This is a genomic window from Nocardioides sp. LHD-245 (assembly GCF_030929495.1).
In the GTDB taxonomy this organism is placed as follows: Bacteria; Actinomycetota; Actinomycetes; order Propionibacteriales; family Nocardioidaceae; genus Nocardioides.
In genome coordinates this window covers 14,507-41,137 of record NZ_JAVFWN010000012.1, presented here as the reverse complement: position 1 = coordinate 41,137, position 26,631 = coordinate 14,507, and the positions used below count along the sequence as shown (strand labels likewise).

The 26,631-nt window shown below is 72.0% G+C and carries 31 protein-coding genes; 9 read left to right on the top strand and 22 right to left on the bottom strand.

From position 1 onward, the window contains the following. The 3 genes from RB608_RS17900 to RB608_RS17890 form a co-directional block, all read right to left on the bottom strand. Positions 1 to 759 carry an SGNH/GDSL hydrolase family protein gene (locus RB608_RS17900; protein ID WP_308089406.1) on the bottom strand — a complete coding sequence of 253 codons (759 nt, stop codon included), beginning with the start codon at positions 757 to 759 and terminating at the stop codon, positions 1 to 3. A gap of 86 nt (positions 760 to 845) precedes the next feature. Beyond that, positions 846 to 1,643 (bottom strand): ABC transporter permease, encoded by a 798-nt coding sequence (locus tag RB608_RS17895; protein WP_308089405.1) that lies wholly within the window; start codon positions 1,641 to 1,643, stop codon positions 846 to 848. Next, positions 1,640 to 2,578 (bottom strand): ATP-binding cassette domain-containing protein, encoded by a 939-nt coding sequence (locus tag RB608_RS17890; protein WP_308089404.1) that lies wholly within the window; start codon positions 2,576 to 2,578, stop codon positions 1,640 to 1,642. Before RB608_RS17890 ends, RB608_RS17895 begins: the two co-directional genes overlap by 4 nt. 130 nt (positions 2,579 to 2,708) lie before the next feature. Between RB608_RS17890 and RB608_RS17885 the strand changes: the two genes are divergently transcribed. Together RB608_RS17885 and RB608_RS17880 are read left to right on the top strand one after the other, a co-directional pair. Continuing rightward, positions 2,709 to 3,932 carry a histidine kinase gene (locus tag RB608_RS17885; protein ID WP_308089403.1) on the top strand — a complete coding sequence of 408 codons (1,224 nt, stop codon included), beginning with the start codon at positions 2,709 to 2,711 and terminating at the stop codon, positions 3,930 to 3,932. Continuing rightward, positions 3,929 to 4,594, top strand: coding sequence for a response regulator transcription factor (locus RB608_RS17880; protein ID WP_308089402.1), 666 nt, complete (start codon positions 3,929 to 3,931; stop codon positions 4,592 to 4,594). Before RB608_RS17885 ends, RB608_RS17880 begins: the two co-directional genes overlap by 4 nt. A gap of 103 nt (positions 4,595 to 4,697) precedes the next feature. Here RB608_RS17880 and RB608_RS17875 read toward each other — a convergent pair whose 3' ends face one another. The 4 genes from RB608_RS17875 to murI all read right to left on the bottom strand — a co-directional run bounded on the left by RB608_RS17875 (position 4,698) and on the right by murI (position 7,799). Then, positions 4,698 to 5,612, bottom strand: a complete 915-nt coding sequence (locus RB608_RS17875; RefSeq protein ID WP_308089401.1) for a hypothetical protein — start codon at positions 5,610 to 5,612, stop codon at positions 4,698 to 4,700. Beyond that, positions 5,599 to 6,072: a SigE family RNA polymerase sigma factor gene (locus RB608_RS17870; RefSeq protein WP_308089400.1), complete on the bottom strand. Its 474-nt coding sequence runs from the start codon at positions 6,070 to 6,072 to the stop codon at positions 5,599 to 5,601. Before RB608_RS17870 ends, RB608_RS17875 begins: the two co-directional genes overlap by 14 nt. 78 nt (positions 6,073 to 6,150) lie before the next feature. After that, positions 6,151 to 6,981, bottom strand: coding sequence for an MBL fold metallo-hydrolase (locus RB608_RS17865; RefSeq protein WP_308089399.1), 831 nt, complete (start codon positions 6,979 to 6,981; stop codon positions 6,151 to 6,153). Beyond that, positions 6,978 to 7,799, bottom strand: a complete 822-nt coding sequence (gene murI / locus RB608_RS17860) for a glutamate racemase (protein ID WP_308089398.1) — start codon at positions 7,797 to 7,799, stop codon at positions 6,978 to 6,980. The genes RB608_RS17865 and murI overlap by 4 nt, the downstream gene beginning before the upstream one ends. A gap of 89 nt (positions 7,800 to 7,888) precedes the next feature. Between murI and RB608_RS17855 the strand changes: the two genes are divergently transcribed. Further along, on the top strand, positions 7,889 to 8,929 hold the full coding sequence (locus RB608_RS17855) for an alkaline phosphatase family protein (protein ID WP_308089397.1): 1,041 nt from the start codon (positions 7,889 to 7,891) through the stop codon (positions 8,927 to 8,929). 6 nt (positions 8,930 to 8,935) lie between these two features. On the opposite strand, the gene RB608_RS17850 is transcribed toward RB608_RS17855, so the two are convergent. The 11 genes from RB608_RS17850 to RB608_RS17800 all read right to left on the bottom strand — a co-directional run bounded on the left by RB608_RS17850 (position 8,936) and on the right by RB608_RS17800 (position 19,019). Further along, the gene (locus tag RB608_RS17850) at positions 8,936 to 9,781 is read right to left on the bottom strand and encodes a DUF3152 domain-containing protein (protein ID WP_308089396.1); all 846 of its coding nucleotides are present in this window, start codon (positions 9,779 to 9,781) and stop codon (positions 8,936 to 8,938) included. A gap of 19 nt (positions 9,782 to 9,800) precedes the next feature. Then, positions 9,801 to 10,826 (bottom strand): iron chelate uptake ABC transporter family permease subunit, encoded by a 1,026-nt coding sequence (locus RB608_RS17845; RefSeq protein ID WP_308089395.1) that lies wholly within the window; start codon positions 10,824 to 10,826, stop codon positions 9,801 to 9,803. Then, positions 10,823 to 11,800 carry an iron chelate uptake ABC transporter family permease subunit gene (locus RB608_RS17840; protein WP_308089394.1) on the bottom strand — a complete coding sequence of 326 codons (978 nt, stop codon included), beginning with the start codon at positions 11,798 to 11,800 and terminating at the stop codon, positions 10,823 to 10,825. Before RB608_RS17840 ends, RB608_RS17845 begins: the two co-directional genes overlap by 4 nt. Continuing rightward, the gene (locus RB608_RS17835) at positions 11,797 to 12,777 is read right to left on the bottom strand and encodes an ABC transporter substrate-binding protein (protein ID WP_308089393.1); all 981 of its coding nucleotides are present in this window, start codon (positions 12,775 to 12,777) and stop codon (positions 11,797 to 11,799) included. Before RB608_RS17835 ends, RB608_RS17840 begins: the two co-directional genes overlap by 4 nt. A gap of 127 nt (positions 12,778 to 12,904) precedes the next feature. Continuing rightward, positions 12,905 to 13,744 (bottom strand): AraC family transcriptional regulator, encoded by an 840-nt coding sequence (locus RB608_RS17830; RefSeq protein WP_308089392.1) that lies wholly within the window; start codon positions 13,742 to 13,744, stop codon positions 12,905 to 12,907. Next, positions 13,741 to 14,718: a pyridoxal-phosphate dependent enzyme gene (locus tag RB608_RS17825; RefSeq protein WP_308089391.1), complete on the bottom strand. Its 978-nt coding sequence runs from the start codon at positions 14,716 to 14,718 to the stop codon at positions 13,741 to 13,743. The genes RB608_RS17830 and RB608_RS17825 overlap by 4 nt, the downstream gene beginning before the upstream one ends. Before the next feature lie 25 nt (positions 14,719 to 14,743). Next, a complete protein-coding gene (locus RB608_RS17820; RefSeq protein WP_282400652.1) occupies positions 14,744 to 15,022 on the bottom strand; it encodes a MoaD family protein in 279 nt (92 codons plus the stop codon). A gap of 1 nt (position 15,023) precedes the next feature. Beyond that, complete coding sequence (locus RB608_RS17815; protein WP_308089390.1) at positions 15,024 to 15,479, bottom strand: M67 family metallopeptidase; 456 nt, start codon at positions 15,477 to 15,479, stop codon at positions 15,024 to 15,026. A gap of 153 nt (positions 15,480 to 15,632) precedes the next feature. Continuing rightward, positions 15,633 to 16,595 (bottom strand): acyl-CoA desaturase, encoded by a 963-nt coding sequence (locus RB608_RS17810; protein ID WP_308089389.1) that lies wholly within the window; start codon positions 16,593 to 16,595, stop codon positions 15,633 to 15,635. A 10-nt stretch (positions 16,596 to 16,605) separates the two neighbouring features. Continuing rightward, entirely contained in the window at positions 16,606 to 17,313 is a 708-nt protein-coding gene (locus RB608_RS17805) for a response regulator (protein WP_308089388.1), read from the bottom strand. Further along, a complete protein-coding gene (locus tag RB608_RS17800; protein ID WP_308089387.1) occupies positions 17,310 to 19,019 on the bottom strand; it encodes an ATP-binding protein in 1,710 nt (569 codons plus the stop codon). The genes RB608_RS17805 and RB608_RS17800 overlap by 4 nt, the downstream gene beginning before the upstream one ends. Positions 19,020 to 19,133: 114 nt before the next feature. Between RB608_RS17800 and RB608_RS17795 the strand changes: the two genes are divergently transcribed. Genes RB608_RS17795 through RB608_RS17780 form a run of 4 tightly spaced genes read left to right on the top strand, consistent with a single transcriptional unit; the run spans position 19,134 to position 22,565 of the window. After that, entirely contained in the window at positions 19,134 to 20,123 is a 990-nt protein-coding gene (locus RB608_RS17795) for a tripartite tricarboxylate transporter substrate-binding protein (RefSeq protein ID WP_308089386.1), read from the top strand. After that, a complete protein-coding gene (locus RB608_RS17790) occupies positions 20,120 to 20,635 on the top strand; it encodes a tripartite tricarboxylate transporter TctB family protein (RefSeq protein ID WP_308089385.1) in 516 nt (171 codons plus the stop codon). Before RB608_RS17795 ends, RB608_RS17790 begins: the two co-directional genes overlap by 4 nt. After that, positions 20,635 to 22,164, top strand: a complete 1,530-nt coding sequence (locus RB608_RS17785) for a tripartite tricarboxylate transporter permease (RefSeq protein ID WP_308089384.1) — start codon at positions 20,635 to 20,637, stop codon at positions 22,162 to 22,164. The genes RB608_RS17790 and RB608_RS17785 overlap by 1 nt, the downstream gene beginning before the upstream one ends. Then, positions 22,161 to 22,565: a universal stress protein gene (locus RB608_RS17780; protein ID WP_308089383.1), complete on the top strand. Its 405-nt coding sequence runs from the start codon at positions 22,161 to 22,163 to the stop codon at positions 22,563 to 22,565. The genes RB608_RS17785 and RB608_RS17780 overlap by 4 nt, the downstream gene beginning before the upstream one ends. 100 nt (positions 22,566 to 22,665) lie before the next feature. Here the strand turns inward: RB608_RS17780 and RB608_RS17775 are convergent, their stop codons facing one another. From RB608_RS17775 to RB608_RS17765, 3 genes are read right to left on the bottom strand one after another with little or no spacing between them, the layout of a single operon-like run. Further along, positions 22,666 to 23,250, bottom strand: a complete 585-nt coding sequence (locus RB608_RS17775) for a DUF2017 domain-containing protein (RefSeq protein WP_308089382.1) — start codon at positions 23,248 to 23,250, stop codon at positions 22,666 to 22,668. 10 nt (positions 23,251 to 23,260) lie between these two features. Then, positions 23,261 to 23,569, bottom strand: coding sequence for an ATP-dependent Clp protease adapter ClpS (clpS, locus tag RB608_RS17770; RefSeq protein ID WP_392391014.1), 309 nt, complete (start codon positions 23,567 to 23,569; stop codon positions 23,261 to 23,263). A gap of 31 nt (positions 23,570 to 23,600) precedes the next feature. Continuing rightward, on the bottom strand, positions 23,601 to 24,143 hold the full coding sequence (locus tag RB608_RS17765) for a DUF1697 domain-containing protein (RefSeq protein ID WP_308089381.1): 543 nt from the start codon (positions 24,141 to 24,143) through the stop codon (positions 23,601 to 23,603). A gap of 67 nt (positions 24,144 to 24,210) precedes the next feature. Here RB608_RS17765 and RB608_RS17760 point away from each other — a divergent pair, with 67 nt between their 5' ends. Beyond that, the gene (locus RB608_RS17760; RefSeq protein WP_308089380.1) at positions 24,211 to 24,654 is read left to right on the top strand and encodes a MarR family transcriptional regulator; all 444 of its coding nucleotides are present in this window, start codon (positions 24,211 to 24,213) and stop codon (positions 24,652 to 24,654) included. Continuing rightward, complete coding sequence (locus RB608_RS17755) at positions 24,651 to 25,922, top strand: MFS transporter (RefSeq protein WP_308089379.1); 1,272 nt, start codon at positions 24,651 to 24,653, stop codon at positions 25,920 to 25,922. Before RB608_RS17760 ends, RB608_RS17755 begins: the two co-directional genes overlap by 4 nt. Before the next feature lie 176 nt (positions 25,923 to 26,098). Here RB608_RS17755 and RB608_RS17750 read toward each other — a convergent pair whose 3' ends face one another. Continuing rightward, entirely contained in the window at positions 26,099 to 26,572 is a 474-nt protein-coding gene (locus RB608_RS17750) for a PaaI family thioesterase (RefSeq protein ID WP_308089378.1), read from the bottom strand. Between the last annotated feature and the right edge of the window lie 59 nt (positions 26,573 to 26,631).

The following is a 26,631-nucleotide window of genomic DNA, read 5'->3' as shown; positions in this document are numbered from 1 at the left end:
CTACCGAGCGGCGGCCATCGCCCTCCGCACCGCCCACGGGCCCAGGTCACGGGCCCGGCGGCCGAACCACGGCGCCCCCTCGGTGACCATCCAGGCCACGTCACGCCGCCAGCTCGGCGGGCAGCCGCCGCCGGGCTCCAGGCTCGGCAGGGGGAAGTCGAAGCCCGCGGCCCGCAGCCGCTCCCCCCATGCCCGCGCCAGGGCGCGGTGACCCGACTCCGACGGGTGGAAGCGGTCGATCGACCAGCAGGCGCGGTCGAGCACCTCCGGCATCAGCGCGAGATCGAGCCGGAGGCCGCCGAACGTCGCGTACAGGTCGTCGTACACCTCGTTGACGACGGCGATCCGGTCCGCCATCGGCCGCACCAGGAGCCGCGGCAGGCCGAGCAACGCCGCGTGGTCGTGCCATCGGACGGTCATCAGCGTGGCGCCGCCCTCGGCGAGCGCTCCCGCGACGTGGTGCAGGTCGGCGTGCAGCCGGCCCGGATCCCAGGTGGAGCGGAGCGTGTCGTTGACGCCGACGATCAGCGAGGCGAGATCCGGCCGGTGGGCCAGCGCCTCGCCGAGCTGGCGCTCGCGCACGATCTCGGCGGTGGCACCCGACATGGCGACATTGCAGAAGGAGACGTCGTACGACGCCCGCAGCGACTCGGCGAGCAGCCGGGCCCAGCCCCGCCAGCCACCGCCGGGGACCGGGTCACCGAGCCCGACGGTGGTGCTGTCGCCGAGGGCGGCGAACCGCAGGTATCCGTTGCCCACGGGAAACAACCGTGGCGGAGCCCGCTACGCGCAGGCTCCGCCACGGTGACGTGTCCGGCAATCTTCGGTGAAGCGCCGGGGTGGTGCTACTTGAACTCGATGCGCAGCAGCCGCATGGTGCCGAGGACCAGCGGGATCACGAGCCAGATCACGCCGGAGGTCGCGATCTGCGCCCACTCCTCCCCGGAGGGCTGGTAGTCGCCGCTGAACAGCGGCATCTGCGCGGTGTTGAACTCGATCCACGGCGCGACCTTCTCGAAGCCGGAGCTCAGCTCGCTCAGGATGCCGGCCGCCATCGGCAGGATCAGGGCGTAGACGAAGTAGGCGACGATGCCCGCCGGAGTGTTCATCAGCAGCGTCGCGATGGCGAAGCCGACGACGATGCCGACCAGGTTGGTGAGCACGAATCCGTTGAACAGCAGGTTGCCGTCCACGGACCACTCGGGCGAGGCGCCGGTCGCCGCCGCGACGGCGGTGAAGATCAGCGCGAGCAGCGATGCCAGCACCATCACGGAGGCCGCCAGGCCGACACCGGCGAGGAACTTGGCTGCCACCACGCGCGAGCGCTGGGGCTCGAGCGTGAAGGTGACCAGGCCGTTGCGCTGCGACTGCTCGCTGGTGACCAGCATGATGATCAGGATCGGCAGGAAGTAGCCGAGTACGCCACCACTGACACCGAGCAGGTCCTCGAAGTTCTTGGAGTCGTCGGGCGCCACGAGGGTGTAGATCAGCAGGACGACCAGGACCAGACCGACGATGGAGGTCGCGAACCAGAAGCCCGCCCGGGTGTCGAGGGCCTTGCGGATCTCGACCCCGACCAGGCGGGACAGCGGTGTCCGCGGCGTGCCGGAGACGTCCAGGGTGGGGACTGCGGTGGTGCTCATGCCGGGATACCTCCGGGGGTCGGGGCGCCGACGCCGGGGACGGCCTCGCGGGCGTCGGCCGAGGTCAGCTCGAGGAACAGGTCCTCCAGGCCGGCACCGCCGGACCGGAGGTCGGTGAGGACGACACCAGCGGTGAGGGCGGTGCGACCGACCTGCTCCGGGCTCGCCAGCACCTTGAGGCCCGCACCCGCCGGCTCCACGGCGTGACCAGCATGGGTCAGCGCGGCGCCGAGCGCGGTGTTGTCGAGCGAGGTCACCATCGTGACCGGGGTGCCGTTGGCACCGGCGAGCAGGGTCTCCCGGTCGCCCTGGGCGACGATCTTGCCGCGCCCGATGAGGATCATCTCGTCGGCGATCTGCTCGACCTCGTGCAGCAGGTGGCTGGACAGCAGCACGGTGCCGCCGCGGTCGGCGTACCCCTTGAGCAGACCACGCATCCAACGGATGCCCGCCGGGTCGAGGCCGTTGGCGGGCTCGTCGAGGATGAGGACCGACGGGTCGCCCAGCAGGGCGTGGGCGATGCCGAGACGCTGCTTCATGCCGAGCGAGTAGTTGCGCAGGCGGCGGCCCGCCTCGTCGTCGTTGAGCCCGACCAGGGCGAGCATCTCGTCGACCCGGGTCTTCGGCAGGCCCATCGTCTGCGCGGCGATGGAGAGGATCTCCCGACCCGAGCGGCCGACGTGCTGGGCCGAGGCGTCGAGCAGGGTGCCGACGTGGCGGCCCGGGTTGGGGATGTCGTGGTAGCGCAGACCGCCGATGGTGATCTGACCACGGGTCGGGAGGGTGAGGCCGACCATCACCCTCATGGTGGTCGTCTTGCCGGCGCCGTTGGGACCGAGGAAGCCGGTCACCCGGCCGGGCTGGCAGACGAAGCTGACGTCATCCACGGCGGTGTACGCGCCGTAGGTCTTGGTGAGTCGATCAACGGTGATCATGGCTCCAGCCTGCCCGAACGGCCGGGTCCGCACATCGAACCCGCGTCGCGAGTCGCCCCGACCAAAGTAGGTGCCGGTCCGGTCCCCGGACGCTGCCCCTCCCCCGCCCGGAGGCCCTAGGGTCGCTGTCGTGGAGCAGCCGACGCCGGACGACTACCAGCCGCGGCTGCGGTGGTACGGCCACCTGTGGCGGTACGCCCTCCTGCTCGCGATCAGCGCCCTGGTCTGGTCGCCGGTGGCCGACCAGCAAGCCGACCGCGTACCCCTGCTGTTCTGGCTCGACGTCGTCCTGGGCGTCGCCGCGTACGTCCTCGTCGCGTTCCGCCGCCGCTGGCCGGTGTCGGTCGCGGTGATCACAGTCCTGATGACGCCGTTCAGCGCGATCGCCGCCGGCCCCGCGACGCTGGCGACGGTCTCGCTGGCGACCCGCCGCCGCTGGTGGCAGGTGATCGGGATCGGCATCCTCAACCTGCTGGGCGGCCTGGCCTACTACTGGGTGCAGCCGACCGAGGACACCGACCCGTGGTGGCTGACCGCGACGGTCAGCGTCGCCGTGTGCGCGGCGATCGTGGCGTGGGGCATGTACATCGGGTCGCGGCGCGAGCTGGTCTGGACGCTGCGCCAGCGGGCCGAGACCGCCGAGGCGGAGCGGGACCTGCGCGCCACGCAGGCCCGGTCCACCGAGCGTGCGCGGATCGCGCGAGAGATGCACGACGTGCTCGCCCACCGGATCTCCCAGATCTCCATGCACGCCGGCGCCCTCACCTATCGCGAGGACCTCTCCGCCGACGAGATGCGCACCAGCGTCGCCGTGATCCAGGCCAAGGCGCACGAGGCGCTCACCGACCTGCGCGAGGTGCTGGGGGTGCTCCGCGATGTCGAGGGCGCCGGCCCGCTGACCGGCCCGCAGCCGACCCATCGAGATCTCGATGCGCTCCTCGCCGACGCGCGACAGGCCGGCGCCGTCATCGAGTACGACGACGGCCTCGCCGCCTCCGGCGAGGAGGCCGATCAGCTGCCCGATGCCGTCGGCCGGACCGTCTACCGGATCGTGCAGGAGGGCATCACCAACGCCGGCAAGCACGCCCCGGCGGCGACCCTGCGGATCCGGATCACGGGTTCACCCGCCGACGGCGTCGACGTCGTCCTCGCGAACGCCCTCGGCTTCGGCCCCACCCGGACGCCGGGCGCCGGTCTCGGCCTGGTCGGCCTGACCGAGCGAGCGGAGCTGCGCGGCGGCACCCTCGAGCACCGCGTCGAGCGATGCCCCGACACGCCGGGGGCCGACGTCTTCGTCCTGCACGCCTGGCTACCGTGGGCAGCCGAGCCCGGCCAGGGAGAGGACCACCCGTGAGCGATCAGATCCGCGTCGTCATCGTCGACGACGACCCGTTGGTGCGCTCCGCGCTGACCCTGATGCTCGGCGGCCAGGCCGACATCGCGGTCGTCGGGGAGGCCGCGGACGGCCGTGCCGGCGTCGCCCTCGCCCGTGAGCTGCGCCCCGACGTCGTCCTCATGGACATCCGGATGCCCGTCCTCGACGGTCTCGCGGCGACCCGGATCCTCCACGCCGACCCGTGCCCGCCGCACGTGATCGTGCTGACGACCTTCGACGCCGACGACTACGTCGTGGGCGCGCTCGCCGCCGGGGCGGACGGCTTCCTGCTCAAGGACACGGCACCGCCTGAGATCGTCGCCGCCCTCCGCAAGGTGGCCGACGGCGACCCCATGCTCTCCCCGTCCGTCACCCGCACCCTGATCGAGCGGGTGCGCACCGGCTCCGGTGACACCCGCGCGGCCGACGCGCAGCGCCGACTCGACCGGCTCACCGAGCGCGAGCTCGATGTCGCCGGCGCCGTCGGCCGTGGCCTCTCCAACGCCGAGATCGCCGCCGAGCTCCACCTGTCGGTGCCCACCGTCAAGGGTCACGTGTCGAAGCTGTTCGAGAAGCTGGAGACCACCAACCGGGTGCAGATCGCGCTGACCATCCGCGACGCCGGGCATCCGGTGGAGTGAGCGGACATGCCTTGCATGCAGCTGACCTGAAATGCATGTCCGCCCTCCAGGTCCGCAACGTCGTGATCTCCTGATCAGCCACACGGCCGACGGCACGGACGAGTCAACGGCCCGAGCCGGGCTCTGCCCGCTTCCTCATCTCTTCTGCTTTCGCCAGTGACTCCTGGAGTTCGCCCGTCGCGGCCTGCTCCTGGATCCGGGCGAACCCCTCCTCCAGCTGGGCGGTACCGGGGCAGTCGATGAACCGGCCCTTGCCCATGTTCACTATGTGGTCGGGTCCGAAGTACCGCGTGTAGAACTCGATGACGTCGGGCCGCTGGAAGAAGGCGACCGCGTCGGCACATTCGTCGAAGGGGACCGACTGGGCCTTCAGCTGCCGGTGCAGCTCGTCCATGTCGATCTCGCCGGCGTCGGAGGGCTCCTCGACCCGGACGAAGGTCGTGACGACCCGCCAGGCCGAGCCGGGATCGGCGGCGATGGTGAACGAGGTCTGGCCCGACTCGAGGTCGGCGACCCCGCCGGCCCCGAGCATGTCGGGGTCGCGCACGAAGGCGCGTGCCTCCTTCGCAGTGCACTCCACGGATCCGCCGTTCGGCCAGACGAACCGCCCGGCGGTGAGGCAGGCGATGCGGAACTCGACGCCGGTGGCGCCCTCGGGCGCCGGACCGACCTCGATCGCCCGCGTCCCGGTCCCGTTCGTGGTCACCGGCGCGCTGAGCGGGACCGGGCGGTGAGGCAACGCCGGACGCGGGTTGAGCAGCTGGTCGAGGGACAACGTGCCGGACGGACTCGGCGAGCCGGCCGTCGCCACGTCCTTCGCGCCGTCCGGGTCGCCGCCGCCCTCGCGTGCGATGCCGATCGCGCCGGCGGCGCCGATCGCGACCACCGCCGCGGTCGCCGCGACCGCGATCCACCGTCGCGACCTCGCGGCGGGGGCGGCGGACGCGGCGGTCGGGGGGACGTCGATCGTCCGGGCAGCGCGGGTGAGCAGGTCGCGGGCTTCGTCATCCGTGAGCATCGGGGCTCCTCAGGGTCGTCGCGAGCGCGGCGAGCCCGCGGGCGGCGCGACTCTTCACCGTGCCGGGCGGGATCCGCAGGACGTCGGCGATCTCGCGTTCGGTGAGATCGGCGTAGTAGCGCAGGACGAGGACCTCCCGCTGGGTCGCCGGCATAGCGGCCAGCGCCTCCCGGACGGCGAGGCCCGTGGTGAGGTCCGCATCGGTGATGGCGTCGGGCAGGTCGCCGGTCGGGAGCTCGCCGCGCCACTTCCGCCGCCACGCGCTGGCGCGGGTGTTGACCAGGATCCGGTAGACGTACGCCTCGGGCGAGCCCGCGCGCCGGACCTTCGCCCAGTGCCGGTAGCACGTGGTCAGCGCGCTCTGGACGATGTCCTCGGCATCAGCGATCGGAGAGCCCATGAGCACGACCGCGCGGACCAGCGCCGGACGGCGGCTGGCGACGAACTCATCGAACTCCACACCCGAAGGACGCTTCGACTCCGGCATCGGGTTCCGAGCGGCGAGGGACTTTCCCGGATTGCCGTTCCCCGAGCTGCCCTACAGCTCGTAGACGGTGCCCTGCGCGGCCAGCTCGGTCGGTCCGTCGAAGGCGCTCGCCGCCTCGGCGAGCATGGTCTGCGCGTCGTGCCAGGGCGGGACGTGGGTGACGACCAGGCGCTTGACCGCGGCCTTGGCGGCGACCTCGCCGGCCTCGACGCCGGTGAGGTGGAGGTTCGGGGGGTTGTCGTCGCCGGCGCGGAAGGATGCCTCGCAGAGGAAGAGGTCGGCGTCGGCCGCGATGTCCATCAGCGCCGGGGTGGGGCCGGTGTCGCCGCTGTAGGCGAGGACCTTGCCGAAGGCCGACACCCGCAGGCCGTACGCCGGGACCGGGTGGTCGACCTCGTACGGCTCGACGCGGAACGGGCCGATCTCGACCGGGTCGCCGTAGACGCGGAAGGAGAACTCCTCCTCCATGCCGGGCTTGCGGGGCAGGTCGTAGGCCTTGGCGAGCCGCTTGGCCGTGCCCTTGGGGCCCCAGACCGGGATCTTGGGCTGGCTGCCCGTGGGGTGGTACTTGCGGAGCACGTAGTAGCTGGTCATGTCGACGCAGTGGTCGGCATGCAGGTGGCTGATGAAGACGGCGTCGACCTGGAGCGGGTCGACGTAGCGCTGGAGGGTGCCGAGCGCACCGTTGCCCATGTCGAGGACCAGGCTCCAGGTGCGCTGCCCGTCGCCGGCCTGGACGAGATAGCAGCTCGCCGGCGAGTCCGGGCCGGGGTAGGAGCCGGAGCAGCCGACGATCGTCACCCGCACGGTGCTGGGACTCGGCGGCACCCGCAGGGCCGTCGTCTCCGGTGCCGTCCCGGCATCGATGCTGTCACCCGTCAACGCACACCCCCTGCGAACTGACCTGCCGCGACGAGCTCGGGCCCGAGGAACCGTCGCCCGATGGTCTCGAACTCCGCCGGGGAGCCGGTCGTCGCGAAGGAGTACGACGGTTCGCCTCCCGGCCGCATGAGGCCGGTGTCGGCCAGCATCCGGTAGACGTCCTTGGCGCACTCCTCCGCGCTGCTGACCAAGGTGACGTCGTCGCCCATCACGTAGGAGACGACGCCGGTCAGCAGCGGGTAGTGGGTACAGCCGAGGATCAGGGTGTCGACGCCGAGCTCGGTGAGCGGGTCGAGGTACTCGTGGGCGACCGCGATGAGCTCGTCGCCACCGGTCACGCCCGCCTCCACGAAGTCGACGAACCGCGGGCAGGCACGCGTGGTGAGGGACAGCTGGGGCGCTGCGGCGAAGGCGTCGTCGTAGGCCATCGACTCGGCGGTCGAGCGGGTGCAGATGACGCCGATCCGGCCGTTGCGGGTCGCGGCGACCGCGCGGCGGGTGGCCGGGTAGATCACCTCGACCACCGGGACGTCGTAGCGCTCGCGGGCGTCGCGCAGCATCGCGGCCGACGCGGAGTTGCAGGCGATGACGAGCGCCTTGACGCCCTGCGCGACCAGATGGTCGAGGCACTCGAGTGCGTACTCGCGAACCTCGCCGATCGGCTTGGGGCCGTAGGGCTGGCGCGCCGTGTCGCCGACGTAGGTGATCGACTCGTGCGGCAGCTGGTCGATGACCGAGCGCGCGACGGTCAGGCCTCCGAAACCGGAGTCGAAGATCCCGATCGGGCCGTCGAGGTCGGGATGGTTCACCTGCCGCACCCGGTCAGACTACGGCGTCGAAGTGCCCACCGGCGTCATTCCGGGACCGAGATCACGTCCCCGGGACCACGGCGACGTAGGCTCGTCGGGTGATCAGCCTGCGCCGTCCCGCCGTCCTCGCCGTCGCCGTCGCCGCCGCCCTCGCGGGCTTCGGGCTCTCCGGACCCGGCACCGCCACCGCGGACCGCGCGGAGGCGGCGCGCGACACGATCAACAGCAAGCACGTCGTCGCGATCTCGGTCGACGGCCTGAACCCGCGCGCGCTCAAGCGGCTCGGGCGGGCGGGCACCCCCAACCTGCACCGGATCATCAAGGACGAGGGCGCCGGCACGGTCAACGCGCGCAGCCAGCTCGAGATGACCGTCACCCTGCCCAATCACACCAGCATGGTGACCGGTCGCCGGATCAAGGCGGCCAAGGGCGGTCACGGCGTGACCTGGAACGACGACACGGTGACCAAGACCGTCCAGCAGGCCGCCGGGCACGGCGTCGACTCGGTGTTCTCCCAGGTCCGCGCGGCCGGCGGGACCACGGCGGTCTACGCGACCAAGTCGAAGTTCTGGCTGTTCGAGCGGTCCTGGCCCGCCGCCATCGAGCCCAATGTGATCGAGGTCGAGAAGGACGGCGCCGTCGCGAAGGCGCTGCGCGCCGACCTCGCCACCGACCCGGCCTCGTTCTCGTTCCTCCATCTCGGCAAGCCCGACCAGGTCGGCCACGACCACGGCTGGATGTCCCCGACGTACCTGAAGGCCGTCGCGAAGGTCGACCGCATCGTCGGCAAGATCATGGCCCAGATCGAGTCCACCCCGTCGCTGCGCGCCAACACGATCATCGTGCTGACCTCCGACCACGGCGGCATCCCGGGCACGCGGAACCACGCCATCAAGACCAACCGCGAGAACTACCGCGTCGCGTTCGCGTTCTGGGGTCCCGGCGCCGGCGTGCCGAACACCGAGCTCTACAAGCTGAACGCCGACCGCGCCAAGCCCGGTCGCACCCGGCCCGGCTTCAAGGCCGTCCCCCAGCCGATCCGCAACGGTGAGGTCGCCAACGTCAGCCTCGACATCCTGGGGATCGGCCCGGTCCCCGACAGCCTCTGGAACAGCGCCCAGGACCTGAACTGGAAGTGACGGTCGTCAGCGGCCGAGCTCGCGCGGGGTCGGCCAGGGGTTGAAGCGACAGCCCTGCGTGCCCTTCGACTGCTGCATCATCACCGGCGCGAGAGCCCCTCGGCCCGGGCAGGACGCGTGGCCGCGACCGAGCCAGTGGCCGGTCTCGTGGTTGACGACCATGTGGCGATAGTCGCGCAGGGAACGTCCGGCGCCGTTCCACGCCGGCGACGCGTCCCGCCAGCGCTCGACGTTGATGATCACGTTGCGACCGACCCGACAGGACCAGGTGGCGCTGCAGGAGCCGGAGAAGGCCGGGACCAGCGCGGCCTGCGAGAGCCACAGGGTGAACGCGCCGCCGCGCTTCACCTGCCGGAAGCGGACGCCCCCGGCCCGCCAGCCGCGCGCGTCGTCGTAGGTCTCCTGGGCGAGACGCCGGAAGTCGGCGACGTCGACGCCCCCGACGGCGCCGCGGGTGCGGACGCTGTAGCGGACGGTACGGCGCACACCGATTCGATGCTTGACCCGGCCCACGCCTACCTGGGCGACGGTGTCGGCGTACCCGGTCGCGCCCACGACGACCACGAGGTCGAGCCGGTGGCCGACGTCCTCGGGCGCGATCTCGTGCTTGCGCCGCACCTCGCCGGGGATCGGTACGCCGTCGCGCAGCCACTGGTAGCCGATCCGCTCGGGTGCCGGCGACCAGGCCCCGGGGGCGGCCTTCAGGATGCGGCCGTACTTGCGCGCCCCGTCGTACGACGGGGGCTGGACCTGCGTGAGCGAGGGCAGCTCGTCCTGCGCGGCGGCCGGCAGGACCGGCGCGACCAGCACGAGCGAGAGGGCGAGCATCGACTGGAGCAGCACACGGGTCACGTCGTCCGACCCTACGGCGTCAGCCCCGGCGGTACAGGAGCCAGGCGAGGTAGCAGCCGCCCAGCACGACGGTGACCATGCCGACCGGCAGCGCCGTGGGTGCGAAGACCCGCTGCGCCACGAGGTCGGAGGCGGCGAGCAGGACCGCACCCATCGCCGCGGAGGCGACCAGGGCAGGCGGGCTGCCTCCGACGACCCGGCGTGCCAGCTGGGGCGCGGCGAGGGCGACGAAAGCGATCGGACCGGCCACGGCGGCGGTGACCGCGGTGAGCGCGACCCCGGCTCCGACGGCGAGGAGTCGCCGCGACCGGAGCCGCAGCCCGAGCGCCGTCGCGACGTCGTCCCCGAGCTCGTGCAGGGCGAGCGGGCGGGCGACCGCCATGACGGCAGGGAGGAGGACGAGCGCGCACCCGGCGGTGAGGCGCAGGTCGGCCCAGGTGATCCCGTTGAGGGTCCCGACGCCCCACTGCGAGGCCTGCAGCCCCTCCTCCGCCGTGGCCCGGAGCACCAACCAGGTGTTGACCGACGACAGCAGCGCACCGGCCGCGATCCCGAGGATGATGAACCGCGCGCCGCGCAGCCCCTCGTGGCCGGCAAGCCCGAGCACCACCCCGGCGGTCAGCAGACCGCTGAGGGTCGCCGCCACCGGTACGGCGGGCCCGCTGAGGTCGAGGACGAGCAGCGCCACGAGCACACCGGTGTAGGCACCGCTGGAGAACCCGATGACGTCGGGCGAGCCGAGCGCGTTGCGGGTGACGACCTGGAAGATCGCGCCGCTGAGGCCCATCATCGCGCCGAAGAGGAGGGCGGTGAGCACCCGCGGCAGCCGCCACTCGAGGACGACGAGCTCGGTGATCCGGGTGCCACGCCCGGCCAGGACGTCGACCGTCTCGCCGAGCGACACCCCGGCGTCCGGGCTGGGCAGCGAGGCGACGCCGACCGCGAGCGCGACACCCAGGAGGACCAGGACGCCGAGCACGCCACGCACCCGGACCCGGCCGCTGATCCGTCCGCCGAGGAGACGCACGGCCACCACCCGGCTCACGATCGCCTCCGGATGACGACCGCCAGCAGGACGGCGCCGACCGCCGCGGCCACGACGCCGACCGGAAGCTCGCGCGGCTGGGCGACGTACCGGCCGAGGAGATCGCACCCGAGCAGGAGGATCGGGCCGGCGAGCAGCGAGCAGACCATCACCCGGCGGTGGTCGGGCCCGATCAGGGCCGCGACGATGTGCGGCACCATCAGCCCGACGAAGACGATCGGTCCGGCAGCGGCGGTCGCGGCACCGCACAGCAGGGTGACCGCGACGAGGGCCAGGACCCGGGTCCGGACCAGGCGTACGCCGAGCGCCTGCGCGGTGTCGTCGCCGAGCGCGAGCGCGTTGATGCTGCGCCCGAGGACCAGGGCGAGCACGATGCCGGCCACGACGAAGGGAGCGACCGCGAGTACCCGGTCGTAGCCGACGACCGCGAGCGAGCCGGCGTTCCAGCTGCGCATGCTGTCGAAGGCGCGAGGATGCAGCAGCACCAGCCCCGAGGTGATGCCGGTCAGGACCGCGCCCACCGCGACGCCGGAGAGGGTCAGCGTCACGACGTCGCCCCCGGAGCGGCGGGGGCGACCGATCACCGCGACGACGAGCGTGGTGAGAGCCGCGCCGGCGAGGGCGAACCACACCTGCCCGCCGGGACGGACGATCCCCCACTGGGTGATCGCGAGCGCGACACCGAGCGCCGCGCCGGCGTTGACGCCGAGGATGCCGGGGTCGGCGAGCGGGTTGCGGGTCAGGCCCTGCATCAGTGCTCCGGACAGCCCGAGCGCGGCGCCGACCAGCAGCCCGACGATGGTTCGCGGGACCCGCAGGTCGCGGATCACCTGGTCGTGGGAGGAGCCGTCGCCCGACCACAGCGCCTGGCCGACCTCGACCGGGCTGAACACCCGGCCGCCCAGGCACAGGCTGGCCACCGTCGCGACGACGACGGCGGCCAGCAGTGCCCCGATGGTGCGTCCGGGGCTCACGAACGCGCGGCGAGCGGTTCCAGGATCGTGGTCTCCACGTCGTCGAGGAACTGAAGCGCGGTGTCGTAGTCGGTGACCCCGTAGGACAGCTCGAAGACCGAGCCGGACCTCGCCGCCGGCAGCGCCGTGAAGAGCGAGTTGCTCTTGATCACCGCGAACGGCTCCCAGGGGGTCCCGTCGGCGTTGGCCGGGACGACGATCACGTCGGCGGTGCTCAGGATCGCGTCCAGCCGCTCGAAGGAGTAGCTCGCGTAGCCCGGCTCGGGCGAGGCGTCGGGGATGCCCGGCGCAGGCGTCGCCCCCAGTTCGTCCAGCAGGGCGCCGACGGTCCCGGTCGGGTAGAGCACCGAGAACTCCGCCTCGGCGTCGCCGACCGACACGGTGGCCCACGTCAGGGCCAGCTGGTCGGCGTACCTCTCCTTGAGCCCGGCCACCTTGGCGGCGTAGGCCTCCTCGCGCTCGGCCAGCGCGTCACCGGCACCGGTCGCCTCGGCGAGGCCGGCCATGATCGCCTTCCAGTCGCCGCGGAAGGAGCCCTTGACGATCACGGTGGGAGCGATGTCGGCGAGCCGCTCGTAGGCCTTCTCGTCGATCTCGTAGGCGTCCCCCACGATCAGGTCGGGGGCGGCCTTGACGATGGCGTCGTAGTTGGTCTCGCCGAAGGCGCCGACGGTCGCGACCCCCTTGACGAACTCCTGCTGGGCCGGGGTGAACGAGTCGACCCACGTGCCGTAGTCCTGGGTGGCCACCGGCTTCACGTCGAGCGACTGCAGCTGCCAGGGCGTGTCGTAGCTGACCGCCACGACCCGCTCGGGCTGCGCAGGAACCTCGACGTCGCCGTACGCGGACGCGACGGTGCGCGTGTCCGCGCCGGACGTGCCCGGGTCGTCGTCCTCGCTGCCGCACGCGGACAGGGCAAGGGCCGCCGCCACGGTGAGGGCCACTCCGAGACGGCCGAGATAACGGGTCGTGCGCACCACGATGCTCCACTCTGTTCTTTGGTAAGGCTTACCTGCCCAAGAGTGGAGACCGCGCGGCCCGCTGGCAACGGCTACGGCGACGGGTTGGTGCGCGAAACGGACAGGAGATGTCGTGAACGCGACATCAGGTGACCTGGGTCATGCGCTGCCGGTGCTGGGCGGGGCTGGCGCCGGTCACCCGACGGTAGGCCGCGATGAACGCGCTCGGGTTGCGGTAGCCGACCTGCCGGGCCACCGACGCCACGGTCCGGCCCTGGTCGAGGAGCGACGCGGCCATCGCCATCCGGGCCCGGCTGCGCCACTGCCCGAAGGCGAGCCCGGTCTCGGCGACGAAGGCGCGGTTGAGGCTGCGCGCGCTCATCCCGAACTCCCCCGCCCACTCCTCGGCGGTGCGCGGCACGGTCAGCTCGGCGAGCACCGCGTCGGCGACCCGGCGCGCGCCCGCGCTCGTGGGCCGCGGCACGGAGAGCGCGCCGCGGGCGTCGGGCTCGAGCAGGTCGAGCGCGAACTCCTCGGCCCGGCGCCGACGCTCGGGGGTCGTGGCGTCGATGCGCAGGTGGTCGAGCAGGTCCACCAGCAGCGGGGACATCGGCAGCAGCACCGGCGCGGTGACCGTGATCGGCGAGCGCTCGCGGTCGATCCAGGTGCAGTTGAAGCCGGTGCCCGAGACGGCGCACGCGGAGTGCGGGACGCCGGCCGGGATCCACAGCCCGTAGCTGGCCGGGACCCAGTACTCGCGCCCGGCGACCTGCACCCCGACCTTGCCGTCCGAGCCCCAGAGCATCTCGTGGTCGGGGTGGACGTGCTCGTCCCACGCCTGGGGCAGCCGCGGGGTGCGGATCCAGTTGGTGGCGATGAGCACCGTGCGGTCCGCGGCCTCCGGACCCACCAGCCCGCGCCACCACAGGGTGTAGTGACCGAGCGAGTCGATGACCTCCGGCGCGCTCGCGCCCGGAACGGTCATGCCCAGAGCTGGCCCTCGAGCCGGTCCTCCGCCTCGTCGACGGTGCCTTCGTAGGCACCGGTGGAGAGGTACTTCCAGCCGCCGTCGGCCACGACGAACGCGATATCGGCGCTCTCGCCGGCCTTGGCCGCCTTGGCGGCCTGGCCGAGCGCGGCGTGCAGGATCGCACCCGTGGAGATGCCGGCGAAGATCCCCTCGAGCTCGAGCAGCTCACGCACCCGGCGTACGGCGTCGCGAGGGCCGACCGAGAAGCGGCTGTCGATCAGCTCGGCGTCGTACAGCTCGGGCACGAAGCCCTCGTCGAGGTTGCGCAGGCCGTAGACGAGCTCGCCGTATCGCGGCTCGGCGGCGACGATCTTGACCTCGGGCTGGGCGCGGCGGAAGAACCGGGAGACGCCCATCAGCGTGCCCGTCGTACCGAGGCCGGCGACGAAGTGGGTGATCGAAGGCAGGTCGGCGAGGATCTCGGGGCCGGTGCCCTCCTCGTGCGCGAGGGCGTTGGCGGCGTTGCCGTACTGGTAGAGCATCACCCAGTCGGGGTGCTCCGCCGCGATCTGCTTGGCGACGCGGACCGCCTCGTTGGAGCCGCCGGCGGCGGGCGAGGAGACGATCTCGGCGCCCCACATCCGCAGCAGCTGGCGCCGCTCCTCGGAGGTGTTCTCCGGCATCACGAAGACGGTGCGGTAGCCCTTGAGCTTGGCCGCCATCGCGATCGAGATGCCGGTGTTGCCCGACGTCGGCTCGAGGATCGTGCAGCCGGGACGGAGCACGCCGTTCTTCTCGGCCTCCTCGATCATCTTGAGGGCCGGGCGGTCCTTGATCGAGCCGGTCGGGTTGCGGTCCTCGAGCTTGGCCCAGATCCGCACCTCCCGACCGTCGGGGGCACCCGCGGGGTTGAACGGCGCCGACAGTCGCGGCAGACCCACCAGCGGCGTGTTGCCGACGGAGGTCAGGAGACTGTCGTAGCGCACCATCTGCTCGCCTCCGGGGTCGGGCAGCTCAGCGAGCGCCGCCGGCGACCGCCGGCAGGATGACGACCTGGTCGCCGTCGGAGAGCGCGGCCTCGAGGCTGCCGATGAAGCGGACGTCCTCGTCGTTGATGTAGATGTTGACGAAGCGGCGCAGGTCCGCGCCCTCGATGAGACGGTCCTTGATGCCGGGGTGGTTGGCCTCGAGGGAGTCGATCAGCGCGCTCAGGGTGGCGCCGTCGGCGCTGACCGCCTTCTCGCCACCCGTGTAGGTGCGCAGGATGGTCGGGATCCGGACCTCGATGGCCATGTCAGCTGCTCTCCTCTGCTGCGTCAGTGCTGTCGGCGCTCGCCGCGACGGTGACCTCTTCCTCGGTCACGACGCCGTCGATGATTCTGTAGGACCTGAACTCCACGGGGCCCGGGTTATTCCCGTGCTCCTGCGTGCTGACCAGCACATAGTGCGCCCCCGGCTCGCTGGCCAGGTTGATGTCGGTGACGCTCGGGTACGCCTCGGTCGCGGTGTGGGAGTGGTAGATCACCACCGGCTCCTCGTCGCGGTCGTCGAGCTCGCGATAGAGGCGCAGCAGGTCCGTCGAGTCGTACTCGTAGAAGGTCGGGCTGCCGGCGGCGTTCACCATCTCGATCAGCCGCACGGGCCGGTCGCTGCCGAGGGGGCCCGCGACCATCCCGCACGCCTCGACCGGGTGGTCCCGTCGGGCATGCTCCACGATGGCGTCGTACGTCGCCTGATCGATGCGCAACACGCGGTCAAGGGTAGGGCGTCGGGTGGGCGCGGCCGGCATCGGCCCGAGGGGCGGCCACGGCGGGGGTGTCGATTGGGCACAAACTGCATACCGCCGGCCCGAATTGTCGCGGTTTGGTCCCAAACCGCAGGTTTACTGACGAGTCATTCCGACTCAGGCGGCGGGCGTGACCGACTTGGCCCGGATCCGCTCGGGCGTGGGCCAGCGCACGTCGCGGACCCAGCCGAGCTTCTCCAGCACCCAGATGATGCGCGCGGAGGTGTCGAACTGGAACCGCTTCACGCCGTGACGCGCGGAGGTCGGGTCCGCGTGGTGCAGGTTGTGCCAGGACTCGCCTCCGGACGGGATGGCGAGCCACCAGACGTTGCCCGAGAAGTCGCGGGAGGCGAAAGGACGCTCGCCGAGGGTGTGGCAGATCGAGTTGATCGACCAGGTGACGTGGTGGATCAGGCCGATGCGGACGACGGTGCCCCAGAAGAACGCGGTGAGCGCGCCCTGCCAGGACCAGGTCAGCAGGAAGCCGAGCAGGGGCGGGAGGAGGATCGAGGTGAGCACCCACAGCCAGAACAGCCGGGAGATCCGGATCAGGTCACGGTCCTTGGCGAGATCGGGGGCGTACTTGTCGATCGAGGTCTGCTCGGGGTCGAACAGCCAGCCGACGTGCGCCCACACGAAGCCCTTCGTCAGGCCGCGCAGGCTGTTGCCGTAGCGCCACGGGGAGTGCGGGTCGCCGTCCTTGTCGGAGTACTTGTGGTGCTTGCGGTGGTCGGCGACCCAGCGGACGACCGGGCCCTCGATCGCCATCGAGCCGAGGATCGCCAAGGTGACCTTCACCGCCCGGTTGGGCTTGAACGACCTGTGGGTGAAGAGCCGGTGGTAGCCGACGGTCACGCCGTGCAGGGTCAGGCCGTACATCACGAAGGTGATCGCGACGTCGCTCCAGCCGAGCCAGCCGCCCCACGCCACGGGGATGGCGGCGAGGAAGGCGACGAACGGGACCGCGATGAACAGGCCGAGCGCCAGCCGTTCCCAGAAGCCCTGGGTGTCGCCGCCCATGGTGGCCCGGAGGGCCGGCGGCTGGGGCGATGGCTCGGGACGATCCTCGATCGCGGTCACGCCTCCCAGCCTAAGCCTTGACCCGATACCGCCGCTCCGGGCGTCCGGTGCCGCCGTACCGCAGCCGGACCTCGGCGGCGCCGGCGTCCACGAAATGCTCGAGGTAGCGCCGGGCAGTGACCCGGGACAGGCCGACCGTCTCGGCCGTCTCCGAGGCGGAGATCTCCCCCGCGGCCCGCGCCGCCTCCAGCACCAGCTCCGCCGTCTCGGGGCTCAGTCCCTTCGGCAGTCCCGGCGGTACGTCGACGGGCGAGCCGGTCCCGAAGGCCCGGTCGATCGTGGCCTGGTCGACCTCCGCCTCGCGGTCCCCGGCCGCGCCGGGCAGGGTGGCGAGGATGGCGGCCACCCGGCGCAGGCGCTCGGCCAGGTCGTCGTACTCGAACGGCTTGACGAGGTACTGCAGCGCGCCGCCGTGGAGTGCGGCGCGGACCGCGGCGGCCCCGCGCTCGGCCGTGACCATGACGACGGCGACGTCGCGCCCCTGCTCACGGGACCTGGCGCGCAGCCCCTCGAGGACCTCGAGCCCGGAGAGGTCGGGCAGGTGCACGTCGAGCAGCACCAGGTCCGGTAGAAGGGCGACGGCGAGCTCGAGGGCCTCCGCGCCGGTGCGGGCGGTGCCCACGACCTCGAACCCTTCGGTCTGCTCGACGAAGCGACCGTGGATGCGGGCGACCATGAAGTCGTCGTCGACCACGAGGACGCGCAGTACCCGGCTCACGGTCGCCCATCCTGACCGACGACGGGGCCGATGGGGAGCACGACCCGGAACTCGGCGCCTCCGCCGTCCTGCGGGCGCCCGGGCTCGGCGTCGTCGACCACGACCTCGCCGCCGCGCTGGGCGCAGATCAGCCGGACCAGCGGCAGCCCGATGCCGCGCCCGCCGAGCACCTCCTCCTTGGTGGAGAAGCCGCGGACGAAGATGGCGTCGCGCAGGTCGGCGGAGATACCGGGGCCGTTGTCGCGGACCCGGACCCGGACCGCGCCGGCCGACGCCTGCTCGGCATGCACCCAGATCTCGACCAGCGCCGCCGGCCGGCCGGCGCAGGCGTCGACGGCGTTGTCGACGAGGTTGCCCAGAACCGTGGTGAGGTCGGCGCTCTCGTCGGGCGCGAGCGCGGGCAGCCGCGACCCCGGGTCGAGCACGAGGGAGACGCCGCGCTCCTCGGCCACCGCGTACTTGGCGACGACGAGCGCCGCCACGGCCGGGTCGGCGAGTCGCTGCGCGACCTGCTCCCCCACCTCCGCCCGGTGCCGGGTCAGGGTGCCGACCAGGCTCGCCACCTCGTCGTACTCCCCCAGCTGGACCAGCCCCGAGATCGTGTGCAGGCGGTTGTCGAACTCGTGGGTCTGGGCACGCAGGGTGTCGGTGATCGAGAGGTTGGAGCTGAGCTGGCTCTGCAGTGAGACCAGCTCGGTGCGGTCGCGCAACGTCGTGACCGTGCCGATCCCCCGGCCGCCCGACGAGGCGTCGCCGCGGTTGAACACCACGACCCGGGTCCCGACGAGCGCGAGCGCGTCGCGGACCTGCGCGGCCGCGCCCCCGCCCGCGCCGGCCAGGAGCGCCACGACGTGCGGGTCCAGGCCGAGATCGTCGACCTGCCGGCCGACCGGCTCCGGCCCGCCGTCGAGTCCGAGCGTGGCCCGGGCCGCGTCGTTCATCACCGTCACCCGGCCGTCGGTGCCGACACCGACGACGCCCTCGCGGATCGCGTGCAGCAGCGCCTCCCGGTGGTCGGCCAGGTGGGCGAGCTCGGTGGTGCCGAGGCCGCGGGTCGATCGGCGGACGACGCGCGCGACCAGCCCCGTGCCGACCAGGCCGAGCACCGCGCCCAGCCCCAGGAAGAGCCCCAGCTCGGGCACCGCCTCGGCGAGCTGGTCGGCCAGGGACGGATAGGCCACCTCGGCCACGATGGCACCGACGGCGCTGTTGTCGCCCGCCGCGTCCGCGATGACGGGCGCGTAGGCCGCCACCCGCCGCTCACCGCCCGCCTCGACGTCGGTCGTCCCCCCGCGCCCGGCTCCCACCTCGCCGCCACCCAGGTCGGCCCGCTCCCCCACCCGGCTGGCGTCGGTCGCCGCGAGGACGGTGCCGTCGGCTCCGACCACGAGGACGTCGGTCGCGCCGGAGAGGCGCACCCCGCGCTCGGCGTACGACGTCAGGTCGGCCGAGACCTGCCACAGCTCGGCACCGCGGCGCACGTCCTCGAGCCCGGTCCGGACGAAGTCCTGCACGGCGACGTACTCCGCCACCGAGCGCATCTGCGCGCCCCGCTCGTCGGCGAAGTCGGCGTTGGACTGCCGGATGCTGAGCACGCCGACCGCGACGAGCAGCACCACGATCACGAGGAGCTGCAGGAGCAGCACCTTCGCGGCCAGGGTCAGCTCGCCGCGGCGCCAGCTCAACCGCGCGATGGGTGCGACCACAACGACCACAACCTCCTTTGCGTCCGCAAGCGTGACGGCCGCCACAGCCACCGCCATGCTGACACGGATCGCACGTGAGCGCGGTCACCACCCGATCCGGAGGTTCCCATGCATGTGAGTCGGCCGAAGGGCACCGCCCTCGTCGCGCTCCTCCTCGCCCTGGCGCTCGCCGCGGTCGTCAGCGGCTGCGGGGTCACCCGCGACTCGGACGACCCGAGCAACCGGCGGCTGCGGATGATGATCCCCAACAGCGTGGGCGGCGGCTACGACCTCACCGGCCGCGCCGCCGCGCGGGCCTTGGAGGACAACGACCTCACCGGCCGCTTCGAGATCACCAACGTGCAGGGCGCGAGCGGCACGGTCGCGATGCAGCGGCTGGTCAACGAGAAGGGCGCCGACGACCTCATGATGCTGATGGGGCTCGGCGTGGTCGGCGCGGTCTACACCAACAAGTCGAGCGCCACCCCGCTCAAGATGACGCCGATCGCCCGGCTGGTCGAGGAGCAGGAGGGCATCCTGGTGCCCGCCGACTCGCCGTTCGAGACGATCGACGACCTGGTCGTGGCGTGGCGCGAGGACCCGGGCGGTCTCGCCGTCGGCGGCGGCTCCAGCAACGGCGGCCCCGACCACCTGTTCCCGATGCAGCTCGCCGACGCGATCGGGGTCGACCCGACGCAGGTCAACTACATCTCGTACGACGGCGGCGGCCCCCTCACGACGGCACTCCTCGGCGCCAAGATCGACGTCGGCATGTCCGGCCTCGGCGAGTTCGAGGGCCAGATCGAGGACGGCAAGCTGCGGGTCCTCGCGGTCTCCGGCGCCGAGCGCCTCGACGGGATCGACGCGCCGACCCTGACCGAGGCCGGGGTCGACCTGGTCTTCACCAACTGGCGCGGCGTCCTCGCCCCGCCCGGCATCTCCGACGCGCAGCGGGACTACCTCACCGAGCTGCTCACCGAGATGCACGACACGGACGAGTGGAGGGACGCGCTCGAGGCCAACGGCTGGACCGACAACTTCGCCACCGGCCAGGAGTTCGAGGACTTCCTCGCCGAGCAGGACGACCGCGTCGCCGACACCCTGAAGGAGCTGGGACTCGCATGACCACCCCCGACCTCGACCGACCCGGAAGCCGGGTCGTCGACAAGGCCCAGTACGGCCTGGCCGCGTTCCTCGTGCTCGCCGGCGGCTACGTCCTGGTGGACGCCGCCGGCCTGGAGGACGGCTTCGCCGACCAGCCGGTCCAGCCCTACACGATCCCGTACGTCGTCGGCGGGGTCCTCGCGCTCCTCGGCGTCCTGCTCGCCGTCGCGACCGCCCGCGGCGACCGGCCCGAGGCCGAGGAGGGCGAGGACGTCGACCTCACCCAGGGCACCGACGTACGCACCGTCGGCCTGCTGGCCCTCGTGCTGGTCGCCAACATCGCGCTGATCGACGTCCTGGGCTGGGCGATCACCGGCGCCCTGCTGTTCGCCGGTTCGGCCGTCGTCCTCGGCAGCCGCAGCTGGGTCCGTGACCTCGCCGTCGGCGTCGCCCTGTCGGTCGGCAGCTGGTACGGCTTCTACGTCGGCCTCGGGATCCCGATCCCCGCCGGCATCCTGGACGGAGTGCTCTGATGGACCTGCTCCTCGACGGCTTCCAGACCGCCCTCACCCCCGAGAACCTGCTCTTCGCCGCCCTCGGCGTGCTGCTCGGCACCGCTGTCGGCGTACTCCCGGGAATCGGACCGGCGATGACCCTGGCCCTGCTGCTGCCGGTGACCTACAGCGTCGGCGCGGACAGCGCGATCATCATGTTCGCCGGCATCTACTACGGGGGCATGTACGGCGGCTCGACCACCTCGATCCTGCTCAACACACCCGGCGAGTCCTCGTCGGTGATCACCGCGATCGAGGGCAACAAGATGGCCAAGGCGGGGCGGGCCGCCCAGGCCCTCGCCACCGCCGCGATCGGCTCGTTCGTCGCCGGCAGCATCGCGACGGTCCTGCTGTGGATCGTCACCCCGCAGGTCGCCGACATCGTCGTCACGCTCGGCTCCCCGTCGTACTTCGCGCTGATGGTGCTGGCACTGTTCGCCGTCACCGCCGTGCTCGGCGCGTCCAAGCTGCGCGGCTTCATCGGGCTCTTCCTCGGCCTCGCGATCGGCCTGGTCGGCACCAGCACCGGGCAGGCTCGACTCACCTTCGGCGAGCCGCTCCTCGCGGACGGCATCGACATCGTGGTCGTCGCGGTCGCGCTGTTCGCGATCGGCGAGGCGCTGTGGGTCGCGGCGCACCTGCGCCGCAAGCCGCTGGAGATCATCCCCGTCGGCCAGCCCTGGATGAGCCGCGAGGACTGGGGCCGCTCCTGGAAGCCGTGGCTGCGCGGCACGGCGTTCGGCTTCCCGTTCGGCGCCCTGCCGGCCGGTGGCGCGGAGCTGCCCACCTTCTTGTCCTACGCGACGGAGAAGAAGCTGTCGAAGCACCCCGAGGAGTTCGGCAGGGGCGCGATCGAGGGCGTCGCCGGCCCGGAGGCGGCCAACAACGCCTCGGCCGCGGGCACCCTGGTGCCGCTGCTCGCGCTGGGTCTGCCCACCACGGCGACCGCCGCGATCATGCTGGTGGCACTGCAGGGCTACGGCTTCCAGACCGGCCCGACCCTGATGGACGACCACCCGGACCTGGTCTGGGGACTGCTCGCCAGCCTGTTCGTGGCCAACGCGCTGCTGCTGGTGCTCAACCTGCCGATGGCCCCGCTGTGGGCGAAGCTGCTGCGGATCCCCCGGCCCTACCTGTACGCGGGCATCCTCTTCTTCGCCTCGCTCGGCGCCTACAGCGTGAACTTCCAGGCGTTCGACCTCGCGCTGCTGCTGGTCATCGGCGTGCTCGGCTTCTTCATGCGCCGCTTCGGCATCCCCGTGCTGCCGCTGATCATCGGCGTCATCCTCGGCCCCAAGCTCGAGGAGCAGCTGACCACCGCCCTGAAGATCTCGCAGGGTGACGTGAGCACCCTGTGGAGCGAGCCGGTCGCCGTCGTCGTCTACGTCGTGATGGCGCTGCTGCTCGTCGCCATGGCCGTCGCCGGCCTCCGCAGGCCCGCAGCGGCGGAGCACTCACCCGCCGCGGATGCCGATGACACCGACGAGAAGGAGCTGGTCGAGCGATGAGCACGTCCGGGAGCATCGTGGTCGCCTACAGCGCGGACCGGTACGGCGCCGCCGCCCTCGAGCACGCCGCCGGACTCGCCCGCAAGGACGGCGCCCGGCTGGTCGTCGTGAACGCGACACTCGGCAGCAGCCTGGTCGACGCCCGGTTCGCGCACGACGCGGACATCGCCGCGCTGCGCGACCGGCTGGCCAGCGACGGAGTCGACGTCGTCGTACGCCACGACGTGGTGACGGACGTCGCCGACGCCGTCATCGCCGCGGCCGACGAGGAGCGGGCCGGCCTGATCGTGGTCGGCATCCGGCACCGCACCCCCGTCGGCAAGCTCCTGCTCGGCAGCGTGGCCCAGCGGATCATCCTCGAGGCGCACTGTCCGGTGCTGGCGGTGAAGCCCGCCGGCTGATGTGGACGACGCAACGACCGGAATTGCTGCCTCCGGCCGGACACGGCGACAATTTCGGTAGTTGCGTGGCCCGCACGAGCCACCTGCCGCTGGACCAGGCTCAGCGCACGGCGTGGACCAGGGTCTCCTGCAGGAACCCGAGCCACTCGTAGATGTGGTGGGCCTGGGCGCGGGGGTCGTCGTCGGGGAGCGAGTGCCAGTAGTCCTCGTCGCCCTCGTGGACCTCGAGCCGGGTGCCGAGGGCCAGGCGCAGGTCGGTGAACGAGCGCATCCAGACCAGCGCGATCTCCGGATCGAGCTCGACGTCGATGGTGAGGTCCTCCTCGGTCGGCTCCGACGGCAGGCCGGCCTCCTCGAGGACGTCGATCACCGATGCCGCGGCCCGGGCCTTGCCGTCGCGCAGCGTGCCCTCGGTGAACCGGCGGAACTCACCGGCGGCCTCGTCGTCTCCGCGGTAGGCGTTGGGGAAGAGCCGGCGCAGCACCGGGTCCTCGGGCTCGGTCGTCGGGCCGGAGAAGTCGAGCAGCGCCTCCAGCGGGTCGCGCTCGGTGGCGGCGACGGCCGACTCGTTGTGCAGCAGCTCGACGAGCTGCGCGGCCAGGGAGCGCAACAGGTCGGCCTCGAAGACCGAGAAGGTCGCGATGGCGCGCTTGCTCCGGCGGTGCCGGACGAATCCAGAGGTCACCCCGCCGCCCTCAGTCGGCCTTCGAGAGGGTCGCCCACAGGCCGTACTCGTGCATCGCCTGCACGTCGCGCTCCATCTCCTCGCGGGTACCGCTGCTGACCACGGACCTGCCGTCCTCGTGGACCTCCATCATCAGCTTCTCGGCCTTCTTCTTGCCGTAGCCGAAGTGCTTCTGGAAGACGAAGGTCACATACGACATCAGGTTCACGGGGTCGTTCCACACCACCGTCACCCAGGGGGTGTCGGTGAGCATGATCGCGTCCGGGGTGAGGTCCTGCTGGACTCCCGGATCGACCTTCTCCGGGCTAGCGGTCGTCACGGTCCCATCGTGTCACAGGGACCTGGAGCACTCATGAGCACCACGTGTCGGCCAGCGTGGTGACGACGTTGAAGTTCCGGTTGGTGGCGACCACCCGCAGGGCCTTCTCGGTCTTGTAGGGGTCGACGCCACCGGCCTGGTAGCCGGGTCCGAGGAGCAGGTGCGCCGCCCGGCGTCGTACGACGATGGCGTTGACCTCGTCGCCACGCGCCTCGACCGCGGCGACCAGGTCGGGCTCGGGCTCCTCCTTGAGCAGGTAGACGTAGTGCCGCTCGAGGTCGGTCCGGGCCGCGGCCAGCTCGCGGGCGTCGTCGGCGATCGCGACCAGCTCGGCCGGGGTGTAGGCGATGGTCGGGACCTCGAAGCCGGTCCGCTCCAGGTACGCCGCCTCCAGCGCGGCCTCGACCTTCGCCCGCGACCGCAGCGACATGGTCAGCCGGACGTTGCCGGTGTTGATGTGGGTCCGCACGTCCCGGCCACCGGCGGCCTCGGTCGCGGCGACGATGTCGGCCTTCGGGAACTTGCGGTTGGGGCCGAGGTTGATGGCACGCAGGAACGCGACGTACGTGGGCATGGCACCGATTGTGTCGTGTGCCACCCCCGCTCGACATGTATAGGTTTCCTATGTAACTTGGTCGGACGTGAGCAATCCCGGCGTCGACGCCCTCAGCAGCGACCTCACGGTGTACGCCGCCCGGCTGGTGCGGCTCGTCCGGCGGGCGCACGCGCCCAGCGCCGGCACCCGGGTGCTCTCGATCCTCGACGAGACCGGGCCGCTCGGCATCACCGCGCTCGCCCAGGTCGACCGCTGCTCGCAGCCGACGATGACCGGCCAGGTCCGCCAGCTCGTCGAGCTGGGCTGGGTGACCAAGGCGCCCCATCCCGAGGACGCCCGCAGCAGCCTCGTCGACCTCACCGACGCGGGGCGCGCCGAGCTGCGTCGCATCCGGCGGCTCAGCGCCGCGCTCGTCTCCGAGCGCCTCGCTCGCACCGATCTCACCGCCGACGACCTCGCGACCGCCGTGGCCGTGCTCCAGGCCGTCCTCGAACCCACTCCCCCGACGACTCCGGAAGGACTCTCGTGACCGCCACCGCCGGCACCCACACCCCCACCCACGCCGCCGAGGGCGGATCCTTCCTGCGCCAGCCGCGCGCGGTGTGGGCGGTCGCCTTCGCCTGTGTCATCGCGTTCATGGGCATCGGCCTGGTCGACCCGATCCTCAAGGAGATCGCGGCCAAGCTCGAGGCGACGCCGAGCCAGGTCTCACTGCTCTTCACCAGCTACATGGCGGTGATGGGCGTGGCGATGCTGGTCACCGGCGTGGTCTCCTCCCGGATCGGAGCCAAGCGCACGCTGCTCACCGGACTGGCGCTGATCATCGTCTTCGCGGGACTCGCCGGCATGTCCGGGTCGGTCGGCGCCGTGATCGGCTTCCGTGCCGGCTGGGGTCTCGGCAACGCCCTCTTCATCGCCACCGCGCTGTCCACGATCGTGAGCTCGTCGAAGGGATCGCTCGCGCAGGCGATCATCCTGTTCGAGGCCGCGCTCGGCCTCGGCATCGCGTCCGGCCCCCTCATCGGCGGCCTGCTCGGCGAGCACTCCTGGCGCGGCCCGTTCTTCGGGGTCTCCGTACTGATGACGATCGCGCTCGTCGCGACCGCGGTCTTCCTGCCCGCGACGCCGCCCGCACCGCGGCGTACGACGCTGGCGGACCCGTTCAAGGCCCTCGCCCATCCCGCGCTCGCGGTGATCGCGGCCGTCGCAGTCTGCTACAACCTGGGCTTCTTCTCGCTGCTCGCCGCCGGGCCGTTCGCGCTGCCCGAGGCCGGGATCATGCAGATCGGCTGGATCTTCTTCGGCTGGGGCGTGCTGCTCGCGATCGCGTCCGTCGCGTTCGCCCCCTGGGTGCAGCGCAGGATCGGCACGGTGCCGGCGCTCATCGGCGCCCTCGCGCTGTTCGCGCTCGACCTGCTGATGATGGCCGTCGGCGCCGACACGGCCGTGGTCGTGATCGTCGGCATCGTCGTGGCCGGCGCCTTCCTCGGCGTCATCAACACCCTGGTCACCGAGGCCGTCATGGGAGCGGCCCCGGTCGAGCGGCCGGTGGCGTCCGCGGCGTACTCCTTCGTCCGATTCACCGGCGGCGCCGTCGGCCCCTACGTCGCGCTCAAGCTCGCCGAGCACCAGGGCTCCGCCGCGCCGTTCTGGTTCGGCGGGATCGCGGTCGCGGTGGGCGTCGCCGTCCTGCTCGCCGGAGCGCGCACGGTCGGCACGGCGCTGCGCGGGGGATCCGCTCCCGCCCCGCACTCCGCCGAGGAGGCCCAGGCCGAGGCACTGGGCGATCTCGCCTGACCCGGCACAGTTTGAACCGAGAATGACGCCGACCCGGCGCAGATTGAACAAAAGACGACGCCCACCCGGCGCAGATTGAACGACTGCCTGTTCAATCTGCGCCGGGTCGGGGCGGATCAGAGTTCAACCTGCGCCGGGTCAGCGCGGATCAGAGTTCAATCTGCGCCGGGTCGCGCTCAGCTGAAGATCATGCAACTGGAGCTGGCGTAGGCGACCAGCTTGCCGCGGCCGTCGTACAGCTTCGCCTCGGCGAGGGCGGTACGGCGGCCGCGCTGCAGCACCGTGCCGACGGCGCGCAGCCGGCCGGAGTCGACGGTGACCGGCTTGAGGAACTTCACCGTCAGGTCGAGCGAGGTATAACCCTCGCCGACGGCGAGGGTGGAGTGGACGGCGCAGCCGCAGGCGGAGTCGAGCAGGGTCGCGAAGACACCACCGTGCACACTGCCGATCGGGTTGTAGTGGCGCAACTCGGGGTCGAGCTCGAAGACCGCGGTCCCCCGCTCCGGTACGTCGAAGCCCGCGAAGCCCAGGGTGTCGGCGATCGGCGCGACGGGGAGCCGCCCGTCGCGCATCGCCCGCAGCTGCTCGAAGCCGTCGAGCGTCGCCGGGTCGGCCGCGGCGAGCTGGGTCTTGGTCGCGGACTCAGTCATAGCGCCATCAGACCAGCGCGAGGCTGAGTCTGTCAATGAGACCTGGGTCGCCCTATGCT

Excerpts from the sequence above, each read along its gene's own strand:
- RB608_RS17750 (WP_308089378.1), bottom strand. The coding sequence starts at position 26,572 with ATGACTGAGTCCGCGACCAAGACCCAGCTCGCCGCGGCCGACCCGGCG.
- RB608_RS17895 (WP_308089405.1), bottom strand. The coding sequence starts at position 1,643 with ATGAGCACCACCGCAGTCCCCACCCTGGACGTCTCCGGCACGCCGCGG.
- RB608_RS17780 (WP_308089383.1), top strand. The coding sequence starts at position 22,161 with ATGAGCACGTCCGGGAGCATCGTGGTCGCCTACAGCGCGGACCGGTAC.
- RB608_RS17785 (WP_308089384.1), top strand. The coding sequence starts at position 20,635 with ATGGACCTGCTCCTCGACGGCTTCCAGACCGCCCTCACCCCCGAGAAC.
- RB608_RS17765 (WP_308089381.1), bottom strand. The coding sequence starts at position 24,143 with ATGCCCACGTACGTCGCGTTCCTGCGTGCCATCAACCTCGGCCCCAAC.
- RB608_RS17825 (WP_308089391.1), bottom strand. The coding sequence starts at position 14,718 with ATGGTGCGCTACGACAGTCTCCTGACCTCCGTCGGCAACACGCCGCTG.
- RB608_RS17875 (WP_308089401.1), bottom strand. The coding sequence starts at position 5,612 with ATGCTCACGGATGACGAAGCCCGCGACCTGCTCACCCGCGCTGCCCGG.
- RB608_RS17830 (WP_308089392.1), bottom strand. The coding sequence starts at position 13,744 with ATGACCGTTCCGGGCGCGAGCGCGCCGGAGGTCATCGACTCGCTCGGT.
- RB608_RS17890 (WP_308089404.1), bottom strand. The coding sequence starts at position 2,578 with ATGATCACCGTTGATCGACTCACCAAGACCTACGGCGCGTACACCGCC.
- RB608_RS17820 (WP_282400652.1), bottom strand. The coding sequence starts at position 15,022 with ATGGCCATCGAGGTCCGGATCCCGACCATCCTGCGCACCTACACGGGT.
- RB608_RS17790 (WP_308089385.1), top strand. The coding sequence starts at position 20,120 with ATGACCACCCCCGACCTCGACCGACCCGGAAGCCGGGTCGTCGACAAG.